12 protein-coding genes and 2 tRNA genes are annotated in these 11,529 nt (G+C 65.0%); 3 read left to right on the top strand and 11 right to left on the bottom strand.

Features of this window, described 5'->3' with window-relative positions; genetic code table 11:
• Positions 1-87: 87 nt before the first annotated feature.
• The 5 genes from AC5RVB_RS10325 to AC5RVB_RS10305 all read right to left on the bottom strand — a co-directional run bounded on the left by AC5RVB_RS10325 (position 88) and on the right by AC5RVB_RS10305 (position 3,604).
• On the bottom strand, positions 88-660 hold the full coding sequence (locus AC5RVB_RS10325) for a peptide deformylase (RefSeq protein ID WP_227901519.1): 573 nt from the start codon (positions 658-660) through the stop codon (positions 88-90).
• Between the two features lie 42 nt (positions 661-702).
• A complete protein-coding gene (locus AC5RVB_RS10320; protein ID WP_494142633.1) occupies positions 703-1,860 on the bottom strand; it encodes an acyl-CoA dehydrogenase family protein in 1,158 nt (385 codons plus the stop codon).
• Positions 1,861-2,042: 182 nt separating this feature from the next.
• Positions 2,043-2,118 (bottom strand) — tRNA-His (locus tag AC5RVB_RS10315).
• Positions 2,119-2,258: 140 nt separating this feature from the next.
• Positions 2,259-2,861 carry an oligoribonuclease gene (gene orn, locus AC5RVB_RS10310; RefSeq protein ID WP_423723239.1) on the bottom strand — a complete coding sequence of 201 codons (603 nt, stop codon included), beginning with the start codon at positions 2,859-2,861 and terminating at the stop codon, positions 2,259-2,261.
• 41 nt (positions 2,862-2,902) lie between these two features.
• Entirely contained in the window at positions 2,903-3,604 is a 702-nt protein-coding gene (locus AC5RVB_RS10305; protein WP_494142632.1) for a hypothetical protein, read from the bottom strand.
• A 374-nt stretch (positions 3,605-3,978) separates the two neighbouring features.
• Between AC5RVB_RS10305 and mptB the strand changes: the two genes are divergently transcribed.
• Positions 3,979-5,514, top strand: coding sequence for a polyprenol phosphomannose-dependent alpha 1,6 mannosyltransferase MptB (gene mptB / locus AC5RVB_RS10300; RefSeq protein WP_227901522.1), 1,536 nt, complete (start codon positions 3,979-3,981; stop codon positions 5,512-5,514).
• Here mptB and AC5RVB_RS10295 read toward each other — a convergent pair.
• The gene (locus AC5RVB_RS10295; protein WP_494142631.1) at positions 5,480-6,742 is read right to left on the bottom strand and encodes a glycosyltransferase family 87 protein; all 1,263 of its coding nucleotides are present in this window, start codon (positions 6,740-6,742) and stop codon (positions 5,480-5,482) included. The genes mptB and AC5RVB_RS10295 overlap by 35 nt on opposite strands.
• Before the next feature lie 118 nt (positions 6,743-6,860).
• Here AC5RVB_RS10295 and AC5RVB_RS10290 point away from each other — a divergent pair, with 118 nt between their 5' ends.
• Positions 6,861-7,277: a DUF3224 domain-containing protein gene (locus AC5RVB_RS10290; protein ID WP_227901526.1), complete on the top strand. Its 417-nt coding sequence runs from the start codon at positions 6,861-6,863 to the stop codon at positions 7,275-7,277.
• A 25-nt stretch (positions 7,278-7,302) separates the two neighbouring features.
• Here the strand turns inward: AC5RVB_RS10290 and AC5RVB_RS10285 are convergent, their stop codons facing one another.
• The 5 genes from AC5RVB_RS10285 to AC5RVB_RS10265 form a co-directional block, all read right to left on the bottom strand.
• Positions 7,303-8,052 carry a M50 family metallopeptidase gene (locus tag AC5RVB_RS10285; RefSeq protein WP_494142630.1) on the bottom strand — a complete coding sequence of 250 codons (750 nt, stop codon included), beginning with the start codon at positions 8,050-8,052 and terminating at the stop codon, positions 7,303-7,305.
• Positions 8,053-8,101: 49 nt separating this feature from the next.
• Positions 8,102-8,953, bottom strand: coding sequence for an anti-sigma factor (locus tag AC5RVB_RS10280; protein ID WP_227901528.1), 852 nt, complete (start codon positions 8,951-8,953; stop codon positions 8,102-8,104).
• Positions 8,934-9,479, bottom strand: a complete 546-nt coding sequence (locus tag AC5RVB_RS10275; RefSeq protein ID WP_227901529.1) for an RNA polymerase sigma factor — start codon at positions 9,477-9,479, stop codon at positions 8,934-8,936. The genes AC5RVB_RS10280 and AC5RVB_RS10275 overlap by 20 nt, the downstream gene beginning before the upstream one ends.
• A gap of 101 nt (positions 9,480-9,580) precedes the next feature.
• Positions 9,581-10,162, bottom strand: a complete 582-nt coding sequence (locus tag AC5RVB_RS10270) for a class F sortase (RefSeq protein ID WP_494142663.1) — start codon at positions 10,160-10,162, stop codon at positions 9,581-9,583.
• A gap of 187 nt (positions 10,163-10,349) precedes the next feature.
• On the bottom strand, positions 10,350-11,201 hold the full coding sequence (locus tag AC5RVB_RS10265; RefSeq protein WP_227901530.1) for a DUF4397 domain-containing protein: 852 nt from the start codon (positions 11,199-11,201) through the stop codon (positions 10,350-10,352).
• Between the two features lie 218 nt (positions 11,202-11,419).
• Between AC5RVB_RS10265 and AC5RVB_RS10260 the strand changes: the two genes are divergently transcribed.
• Positions 11,420-11,492, top strand: a tRNA-Arg gene (locus AC5RVB_RS10260).
• The last annotated feature ends 37 nt before the right edge of the window (positions 11,493-11,529 follow it).

Here is an 11,529-nt window from a genome sequence, read left to right as displayed (position 1 = left end):
CCTGCGGGCCTTTCATGGTGGTGCAGCCGGATTGTGGTGCAGCCGGATTGTGGTGCAGCTGGCTTGGGGTCGGGACACCCCCGCGGATCAGTGGCCGAAAGGATCCGGATCAACACCCGGCATCCAGGTGTTGCCCGGAACGGTCCAGCCCTGCGCCTTGATGGCCTTGCGTGCCTTCCGGCTCCAGCGGTCCGTCAGCCGGTCCACGTAGAGCTTGCCGTCAAGGTGGTCGTACTCGTGCTGGATGACGCGGGCGAACCAGTCGGTCGCCTCGAACTCCACGGGGGAGCCGTGTTCGTCGAAGCCCTTGATCTTGGCCCACTCCGCCCGGTTGACGGGGAAATTCTCACCCGGCACGGACAGGCAGCCTTCGGAGGTCTCGTCCGGGTCCGGCGCCGAACCGGGCACCTTGGAGGTGATGAGCACCGGATTGATGACGACGCCGCGGTCCGGGGCGTCGTCGTCGTTCTCGTAGGCAAAGGTAAACAGACGCAGTCCGACGCCGATCTGCGGTGCCGCCAGGCCCACGCCGTTGGCAACGTCCATGGTTTCGTACATGTCTGCGACCAGGGTACGCAGTTCGTCATTGAACTCTTCCACTTCGGCCGCCCGGCGGTGCAGGACGGGTTCTCCGTGGATGACGATGGGACGAACGGTCATTGCTGTCTTTCTTTCGTATGGTTTGAACGGGAGGTGCTCGGCTTAGCAGGCGATGTCGCGTCCGATGACGTCCCGCATGATTTCACTGGTGCCGCCGAAAATGGTCAGCAGCCGTGCGGCCAGGAAAGCCTGCGCCACGGGGTATTCCATGATGTAGCCGTAGCCTCCATGGAGCTGCAGGCAGCGGTCGGTTATGGATTTGGCGCGTTCGCTGGCCCACAGCTTGGCTTTCGCGGCGGAGACGGCGTCAAGCTTGCCTTCGTTGAAGGCCGTGATGGCTGAGTCGACGTAGGCTTCGGTGACCTCGACTTCGGTGGCAATGTCCGCCAGCGCGAAGCGGGTGTTTTGGAAGTCCGCCACCCGGCTGTCGAAGGCGTTGCGCTCCCGGGTGTACTCAAGGGTTGCCTGGTAAACCGCGCGGGACACGGCGGAGGACGCAACAGCGATAGCCAGCCGACCCTGCGGAAGCTGGCCGGCAGCGTATTCCAGGCCGCGTCCGACTTCACCGACAAGATTGCCGGCGGGAACGCGGACGTTGTCGAAGAACAGTTCAGCGGTGTCCGAAGCCTTCAGGCCCATTTTGTCCAGCTGGCGGCCGGTGCTGTACCCCTCGGTCTTCTCCACCATGAACATGCTGAAGGAATCCCGCTGTCCGCGCCCGGCACCGCCGTCGGTGCGGGCCAGGACCAGTGACGCGTCGCCGGAGATCCCGTTGCCGATGAAGGTCTTCTGGCCGTTGATCACCCAGTCGCCGTCGTCGGTACGGACCGCCTTGGTGCGGATGCCGCGAAGGTCGCTGCCGGCCCCTGGCTCGGTCCACGCCACGGAGGTGACTTTGTCACCGGAAACCATGTCCGGCAGCCAGCGCTGCTTCAGATCCTCGGACCCGTAGGCCAGCAGGTGGGGGAGGACCAGATCATCATGCAGGTGGAACGCCAGGGCTACGGCCAGGTGGTTGGACCGGGCAAATTCCTCGTCCATAACGGCGCGGAAACGGTAGTCCGGCATTCCGGCTCCGCCGAACTCTTCAGGAACCGCCAGGCCCAGCAGGCCCTGCTCACCGGCCGCCTTCCACATGCGGCGCGGCATCATGTGCGCCGCATCCCATTCCGCGTAACCGGCGGCGACCTCGCGTGCATCGAATTCCCGGACGACGTCCCGGAACAACTCATGGTCCTCTTCGAACAGTCTGCGCTCCAAGGCGGCGCCTCCTCATTGATAAGCCACGCATAGGCGTAGTGGTTCTGACGGTTCCGGCTCGTGGCCCGGAGCACGACGGCTGCGTCAGGCGAACGCCAGCCGCTAACAGTGAAACACAAACAGCAAAGGCCGCCCCGGAATCATCCGAGGCGGCCTTTCGAAGCTGTAACCGCCAGCCTCATTGGGGTGAGTAACGGGGGTTGAACCCGCGACCTCCTGGACCACAACCAGGCGCTCTGCCAACTGAGCTATACCCACCATGTGCCTCAAACGTTCATCCGCGAAGTCCAGGCGAGTGGTCTTGCGGACTCATTTATCTGAGGCAGCGGAATCAAGCTTACACGGTTTTTTGAGTGCTTCTGACACGTTGGCCCTCCAAGGGGCCTTTTGTGACGGAGCTAACTCTGAATCCCTGCGGCAATCTTCTTGGCGGTCGCCGAGTCCGGCCCCGGAGCCGGGACAAAAACGGCCTCACGGTAGTAACGGAGTTCATTGATGGAATCCCGGATATCACCCAGGGCGCGGTGTCCGCCGTTTTTGGCCGGAGCCTGGAAGTAGGCGCGCGGGTACCAGCGGCGGGCGAGTTCCTTGATGGTGGACACGTCGATGATCCGGTAGTGCAGATAGTCGATGACCTCGGGCATGTCCCGGGCCAGGAACATCTTGTCGGTACCGACGGAGTTGCCGGCCAGCTGTGCCTTCTTCGGCTCCGGGACCCACTTGGTGATGTATTCGATGACGGCAGCCTCGGCCTCGGCCATGGTGATGCCGTTCGGGAGTTCGTCCAGAAGCTTGGAGGTGGTGTGCATCTGGCGCACGAAGTCCCCCATCTGGGCCAGGGCGGCGTCGTCGGGCTTGATCACCACGTCCACTCCGTCACCGAGGATATTCAGTTCGGAGTCCGTGACCAGGACGGCCACTTCAATCAGGGCATCATTTTTAATGTCCAGACCGGTCATTTCGCAATCGATCCAGACCATACGTTCATTAGTTATCGGCACAATCCCAATGTACCGCGTTCGTACGCCGCGGGACGGAGGGGCTACAGGCTTGAGTGGCTGCGCTGGCGCCTGTCCGGCAGGTCGGCATCTGCGGTGGCAAAAGAGGCAGGAGTGCCGGAGAGATAGGGCTGCAGCGGGATCTGGCCGGTCTCGGGCGGCCCAAAGGTCCGGGTCCAGCGGCTCGGCTCGGCCGGCATCTCGTGAAAGACCGGTGCAGCCGCTGCGCGCCGTCCCCCGGCTGCGGGCATCCCGGCGCCCATTCGTACGGGGCCCGGAGAGGGCGGGGGGACTGCAACCGCGCCCATGCGGGCGTGGCGGCGGGTGCCGGGCACCCGAGTCGAAAGATCCGGTACTGGCGTGTTCGGTACCGGAATTGCCGTAGTCGACGGAGACGGAGAGGAAACCTGCGCATCATCCGGGGCAGTTGCCGCGGCGGGCGGAGCTGCTGCGGCGGCCGGAGCTGCTGCGGCGGCGCCGTCGGCCGCCGTCGGTCCCGATGCCGCAGGGGAGGGCTGTACTGCTTCAGGGCGTGGTGCCGAACCGGGCAGTGCCGCACCCTGCCGCGCGGCGGGGGAGCGATCCTGGGTGGAGCTGAAATACCAGGTGATCCCAAAAGCGAACAGAAGCAGCCCGGAAACCGTTGCGACAATGCCGGGAGGGACCTGGACCCACACCATGGCCCCTGCGCCCACCGCAGTGAGGAAAGCGCCCCAGAAGATGAGTTCGGGGTTGCGGGCGGACAAAGAGGTGCCCCCGGCCGCGCGCCGGGACGTTCGGCGGGCCGTGTCCGGCCCGGACGTACTGACCTTTTTCCCCGGTGGTTTTGAAAAAGGTTTCCCTACAGGTTCTGCCCGGTGGCGCCCCACAGCCAATACCGCCTTGCCTCATTAGTCACGACTGGACCTTCAGTCTATGCGACCGTGCCGGGGCTCACAGGATTGAGTGCGGCCGCGTCGCATTCGGCCGGGGAAGGTGCGGGCGGCGGTGCTAATATCAGCCTATTGACGGTGCCCGGGCATTCTTGTGCCCGTCTTCAGAACCGGTGCCGGAACGGTGCAGGAATGTAACTGCCCGGGGCCCGCAGAACCAGAAACCCCCAGAGATTGGAACCATGTAGATGACCGCCCAGGTCCCTGCGACCGAGCCTTCGTCTCCTGGCCCGGAGACAGCGAAAGCCGACCGTCCGAACGTCGCAATCATCCAGGGGTTCATCGGTTCGATGATGATGCTGGCCGGTTCGTTCGGTGTCGGATGGCTGTCCCTGGCCTCCGGCCTGCGGACCAACCCGGTCATCATCTGGCTGCGCTTCGACCAGCCGATCGGTGCGGTGGCAGCGGTTCTGCTGCTGGCTACGGGCGGCATGCTGCTGGTCCGTTCCTGGCTTCGCCTGGGGCAGCGCATGAAGGGCTGGGGCCCCGACTCCCGGCCGGTGGTGATGCGGGCCATCATCGCCTGGTCCGCGCCTATGTGCCTGACCCTGCCGCTCTTCAGTCGCGACGTTTTTGCCTACATCGCCCAGGGGCTGGTGATGGTGAGCGGGCTGAATCCCTACAAGGACGGCTATTCGCAGATCTCCAACTATCTGCAGATCGGGGCGGACGATCTGTGGGCGCAGAGCCCGACGCCGTACGGCCCCGTCTTCCTCTGGCTTGAGGAACTCGTGGTCCGCGTCACCGGCGGCCAGGTGGAGTCCTCCATCCTGCTGTTCCGGCTCATCGCCGTAGTCGGTGTGGCGATGTGTATTTACTTTGTGCCGAAACTGGCCGAACTGCACGGCATTAACCCCAACCGCGCCCTTTGGCTGACCGCAGCCAACCCGCTGTTCCTCACAAACTTCATTGCGAGCATCCACAACGATGCCCTGATGATCGGCCTGGCGCTGGCCGGGCTTTATCTGGCCGCCACGAAGCGGGTCCTGCCCGGCATCCTGCTGGTGACACTCTCGGTGGGCATCAAGCCCATCACCATCATCTTCCTGCCGTTCATCGGCCTGCTGTGGGCCGGCAAAAATGCCTCCTGGCCGCGGAAATTCGGCTACTGGTTCATGACCGCCGGAATCTCCCTGGGGCTGCTGTGGATCATGGGCCTGATCAACGGGTTCGGCTTCGGCTGGGTGGGCGCCCTCAGCACGCCCGGCAGCGTATGGATCTGGTACGCGCCCGTCGGCTTTGCCGGCATGCTCGTGGCCACGCTGGGCAACGCCCTCGGGCTGCCGGGCTGGACGCTGGCCGACATCGTGCACACCATCGGCCGGCTGGCCTCGGTGGGCATTGTGCTGTGGCAGATGTTCGTAGGCGAGTACAGCCGGCTGATCCGTCGGCTGGCGCTGGCCTTTGCCGCCATCGTGATGCTGGCCCCGATGATCCAGTCCTGGTACGTGGTCTGGCTGATTCCCCTGTTCGCCGTCACCGGGCTGCGCGATGACTGGCAGGCCAAGACCCTCTACCTGCTGGTCTCCTTCTTTATGGTCTACGCCATCAGCGACCAGCTGGACATCTGGCCCTACTTCGAGTTCAGCCTCACTGCTGCCCGGCAGATTGCGGCGGTGACCGCACTGGGCTTCGCCCTCTACCTGATCTTTGTGGATCCGAAGACCAAGGTGCTGTTCCGCAAAAAGCTTACGGCGCCTGCTCCGGGGGAGCTGCGGCACTGACCTGTCCGCCGCCGGCCCTGGTCAGCCTGATAACGCGGGCCAGGGACCAGCCGAAGAGGACCAGCAGCAGGATGTTGCGCAGGGTCAGGAGCAGGGCCACGGCAATGTTCAGGTCGTTGTACAGCGCCGAGTAGAACATCGGATAGACCAGGGTGGTCAACGCTGCGATGGCCGCCATCAGGATGCCGGGGACCTTCCAGTCCCGGCCCTCCCACGCCAGCCCGACGGCGGTCACAGCGCCCAGCCACAGCATGAACTGCGGCGAGCCGACCTTGTTGAAGACGATGAAGGCGCTGACCAGGGCGAGCGAGCCGGCAATCAGCAGAGCCTGGGAATCTGCGCCGCGGCGCAGGGCCCAGATCAGGAGCAGCGCGACGGCGAGAGCGGCCAGCGCCAGCAGCGGCGTCATCATCGCAGCCACCGGCTCGCCGAGGGCGCCGCGGACCTCGCGGGTATTGATGACTTTGTCCTCGAAGATATACGCGTCTGAGGTGCCGGTGATCGCCTGCCAAAGTCCCGGCGTCGTAAACGGGGCCTCCATCTGCATGCCGCGGGCGCCCTGTTCCCCAAAGAAGCTGAGCAGATGGCGGATGCCGCCGGAGAGAGCAACCACCACTGCGATCACGGCCGACACCGCAGCGCCGGTGGCCAGCAGGACCAGCCGCTTCTTCCACGCCACCAACACCGCAAGGATGACGGCTGCTGGCCAGACCTTGATCCAGGTCGCCACGGACAGCAGCGCCGAGGCCAGAACGGGGCGGGTAGCCAGGAACAGCAGCCCCATAATCACCAGCGGTGCGGTTAGGCCGTCCACCCGGCCGACAGCCACGGGGCCGAGCAGGGCCGTGACCGCGAGCCACCAGTAGGCGGCGTGGATGCCGCGGGTGCCGGCCCGGCGGCTGAGCACGGCGACGCCGGCGGCATTAAGTGCGGTGAACAGGAGGAACCAGGTGAACATGTACGCGGAGTAACCGAAGACAGCAGCCAGGACCATCGGTGCCAGCGCACCGATGGGGTACACCCAGCCGGCGTCGATCCCCACCCAGTAGCCGTCACGCAGGCCGTCGAACGCCCACTGGCGGTAGAAGGACACATCACTGAGGACATCGCCGTTCAGGATCCGCGTCGAGAGGGCCGCCAGGAAGCCGGCATGCACCACCGCAAAAAACGTCCAGAGGGTTGCCGGGCGGAGTAACCGCCGCTGTAGGGAAGCCGAATTCCGGGACATGCGAGGGTGGTGCTCCTTAGTTGAAACCGTTGCCGTGCCGCGTCCGGGCACAGCGATAAGGCTACCGGCGCGCACCGCCCGGCATGCAATCCGGCGCCGGACACGGGATACTGGTGTTATGACCGACCTAACTGAAGAAGTGATCGTGGCCGATTTTGACGTCTCGGAGTGGGAACCGACCCCCTACCAGGTGGAGGGCACCAACAGCGAACTCTCCACTGTCCGGGCAGTGAAGATCTTTGAAGGCGACATCACCGGGACCAGCGTCGCAGACCTGATTATGGCCGGGAATTCCGTGGGCGCCGGCTACGTGGGATCCGAGGTGTTCGCCGGCACCGTCGCCGGCCGCACGGGCACCATGGTCATCCAGCACTGGGGTCTGGCCGAAGGGACGGCCACGGCAAGCTCCGGTCACATCATTCCCGGATCCGGCACAGATGACCTGGCCGGAATCTCCGGCAAGGCGATTTACACTCAGGAAGAGGACGGCCAGCACCGGCTCGAGCTGCGCGTGACCTTCCCGGCACAGGCCTGAGGCGTACCCCGCAGCGGCCCCGGATTCAGGGTCCCGAGTAGCCCGCCACGGCGGCCAGGAGGACCGCGGCCAGGGATGCTGCTATCACCAGTGCAAATCCCGTGAGCCAAACGGCAGAAGGAACCCCGGTGCGCCGGTAGAGGATGTAGGCGTCGGAACTCTCCAGGTTACGGCGTCGCTTTGTGTGCACCGCAAGGACGTTCAGCCAGTCCCGCGCCGCACCCACCAGCAGGGCAGTGCCCACACACATGGCAACATAACCAGCCACTTTCGGGGCGGCGAACCAGACAAGCAGCACCGACACAGCGGCACAGGCGATGGCGATAAGGAATCCCTGCCCGTTGCGGATGAACACCAGTGCCGTCAGCAGGATCAGCGCGCCGACTGACAGTGCGGCACCTGCCCAGCCGTTGAACGCGGCCAGTATCAGCGCCGCTCCCACGACCGCCGGCACCGGGTAACCCCAGAAACCGGCCCAGGCGGCAGGGAACCCGCCGCGGCCCAGGGAGCGCATTTCACCGGAGTGGTCAAAGCGGAGCCGGATTCCCTTGACCATTTGTCCGGTCATCAGAGCGGCAAAGGCATGTCCGAGTTCATGGACGAAGGTTACGAACAACCCGAACCAGCGCCAGGTGGCCCGCGGGATGCTCAGCAGCGCCGCGGCAGCCGCCACGGCCAGGAGCACGGCGGGGTCCGGTTCCACGGCCGGCACCCGGCTGAATCCCGCCAGCACCCGAGACCACCATTCGGCACCGATACCGGATAACAGCTCCACCGGTTAGCCACGGCCCGGGTTTGCAGGCATCAGCACCGAGCCCGCTCCGCTAGAGCTCCAGCACGCCCCGGAGGATCGAGTCGCCCGAGTGCGTGGGATCGCCGTCGAACGGCTCGTCTGAAATGTCAACAATTGGATACTCATCGAGGTCAAGGTTAGCCGGGATGGTGAATCTTCCCTCGGTGCCCTCCATTGTGCCGAGGCTGACCATGCGAGTGATGTCCGGAGCGATCAGCCAGACCTCACGGAAGCCCTGCGCGTCTGACCCGGTGGCAGTTACCACCAGTTCCCGTGCGCCGTCCGGGCGCTGGTCCACCTCCGCACGGCCGGTGTCCTCATAGGCGGGAAGCGGCGTCAGGTCCACGGCGGCAACCACCTCTGAGCGGTCGGTGAGAATCCGGGAGATTCCCCACGTCCCTGCGGCGGCGAGCACTACAGCTGCTGCCGCTGCGCCCAGGATCTGCGGCAAACGGGTGCGGCGCCGGTTCCGGCGGTCCCGGAAGGTACTTAGCGTAACCGGAGAAGAAGGGGCATTGGAGGTGGCAGCTGCGTCGGAACGCTCCTTCCCTGCCGGGGGAGCGGCCTCATGCTCAGGGGCGCGCGAACCTTCCGGCGTGTCCCGTAGTCCGGCGGCGTCGTCGTCGCGCCCGGGTTCGGACTCGAAAGGATCCCTGCGGACGGCGTCGCTTAGGCCAAGGCTGGAATGGATTCCCTCCCAGACCGACGACGGCGGCCTGGGCAGCACGTCGGGACCTGAGGGGATGCGCCCGGCATGGACGACACGCTGCATGGCGGCCACCTCGGCGGAGCATTGAGCACACTGCTCAAGGTGGGCGGTTTCCTCAGGACTGGCCTCGCCCAAGGCATTCAGGGCCAGCGTCTCAGATGGCAGATGCTGCATCGCTGACCTCCAATCGCTCGCGTAGCTGGACCAGGCTTCTTCGAATATGGCTTTTGACAGTGCCCAACGGTAGTTTCAGTGTCTCCGAAATCTGTTGGTGTGTGAGGTCTTCGTGGAAAGCAAGACGCAGGATGGATCCCTGGGGTTCGCCCAGACGATCCAGCTCGGCATCGAGTACCACGCGGTCTGCCACATGGTCGGGGTGCGGAGAGCTACCGGCCTGACCGGCACGGGATCCCTGCTGGACCGGGCTGTCCACCAGTGTTTCAGGAGTACGTACGGCGGACGAGGCCATGCCTGCGGCCACGTTCCGGGTGATTCCGACCAGCCACGCGGCAAGCGTGGATTTATCGGGAGCATAGCTTTCGCGGTACTTCCAGGCCCGGATGAAGACTTCCTGCACGGCGTCGTCGGCCGCGCCGCCGTCCAGCAGCTTCCGCTGGGCGAGGGAACGTATCAGCGGGGAGAAACGGCGGTAAGCCTCCGCCAGCGCCACCTCGTCCCCCGCCGCGAAGGCATGGTCCATCGCGGTATCTGGGTGGTCTCCGCCCGGTGATATCAGTGCCGTACTCCTGCCATACTCAGGAACGGCTGCCTCAGGAACCCGGCAGCTGTCTGGGAATGACACTATGGTACGGGAACCGCAGTGAGTACGACGTTATCTTCGTAGTCGCCCACGGAATCGAGCCATTCGCCGCCACAGGTCACCAGTTTCAAACGGGCTTCCCCCTCGCGGTTGAACAGATCGAAGTCGCCCAGGGACGCCTTCGGGATGTTCTCTACTTTCTCCGTGGTGTAGCGCAGCACCGAGCCGTCGCTGCGTGTCACCGTCAGCGGTGTTCCGGCAGGAACCTCGTCCAGGTCTGCAATAGGAAGCTGTTCGGTCCGTGAATCAACGTGGGCCGCGAGTACGGCGGATCCACGCGTCGATCCCGGTGCGGGCCCGAACCGGTACCACCCTGCCTGATAGTGGTTATCCGGCAAGGTCATTGCACCGTTGTCTTCCTGGCCCACGGGGATTACTTCCAAGTCAATTCCAGTGCCCTCCACACTTACACTCACCGGATCGGGAACCGATTCAACGGGTTCCTGCGTTGCGGGGCGGACCGGCACGGGCGTTGACGGTGCAGTAGCGCCGGGGGCCGGAGCAGCTGGGGGCTGCTCGGTGGCTGTAGCGGGTATGGATTCGGGTGCAGGCCCGGGCTGCATCGCGGTTCCACCGCAAGCTGCGGTCCCCATGGCGGCCGCGGCGGAAAGACATACTGCTGCGGCTAGCCTGCGGAACGGTTTGACGGACATGGTGCGGAACCTCCGGGACGGGGTGACCCCGGGGCTGCAGCGTTCAAAGGGGCGGGAACGCGCTGCAGCCCCGGGGGATCAGGGGGTGGCGGAACTGCTAGCTGCGGTTATCCTCGGACCGGCTCCCTGCGGAGGCGGCGACGGAACGGCGGCGAAGCATAAACGCGCCCAGGGCGAGGACGGCGGCAGAACCCGTGGCGGCGGCTGCAATCATGCCCTGGTTGGAGGACTGGCCGACCTGCTCCAGTGCACCGGGAACCGCTGCAGGGTTGGAGTGCATACCCTCAATGGTCTGGGTGGCCAGGGCCAGGTTTCCGGCCTCAAGGGAGCCCCATGCGTACACGATGGTGTTGGTTCCTTCCATCAGTGCCAGATCGGCCGGGCCGATCACCGGGTCCGTGGTGCCGGCTGCAGCAACAGATGCAGAAACGGTACCCGGGTCAACCATCAGCATCTTCTCGTTGGGGTTGGTCAGCCCTTCGATTACAGGGGACCCGTTGGCCAGGACATCCACGGCCGGCGCCGCTGCCACGTGCCGGACGGTCAGGCGTGCCTTGCCGGCTTCGATGGCGGAGGTGTCGTTGGTGAAGAGGTTTGCCGTGGGTTTGCCGGAGGCATCCAGGTTAGCGGCGGCAGTGTAATTCCCGCCGGCTGCCAGATCGGCGGAGATCGGGCCGATGATGGGTGCGGAAGCGTCCGCGGCATCTGCAGCGGTAATGGCGAGCTCGTAACTGCCGCCCGGAAGGTCCAGCGGCCCTGCGAGTTCGCCGGGCATGAAGTCATCCAGGGTGAGCGTGCCGTTGACGTAGACATCCACGGGGGTGTCCGGGACGCCGTGCAGCACCGAAAGCTTTGCCATATCGGTGTCAGCGGCCTGCGCCGGCATTGCCGAGAGAACTGCGGCGGCGCCTACTCCGAGGGCCGCGAGGGCGGAAGCGGTCTTACGCATGATCTGTGCTCCTTCAGTTGCCGCACCCACCGGTACGGGTTTCGTTTGACTTACACCCCTACTACTTCCGGTGCCGGCGTTTTGGATGCAAAAACATGAAAACTTTTTTGGAACGGCCGGAATCGGGTGTGGCGGGCACCCGCTGGGCGGCATTGGAGCGCGGGCGCGGAGGCGCCCTGAACGGTGGGGAGCGGGGTCCGTAGTATCATCGACTGGTTGCCCCCGTAGCTCAATGGATAGAGCAACGGCCTTCTAATCCGTAGGTTGCGCGTTCGAGTCGCGCCGGGGGCACTTCCGGGTTTTCCAACCTGCACCTTTTCCCTGGACC

It is taken from the genome of Arthrobacter sp. Y3225209 (assembly GCF_059090685.1).
The sequence above is the reverse complement of the archived record's forward strand: the minus strand, read 5'-3'. Positions and strand labels throughout refer to the sequence as shown.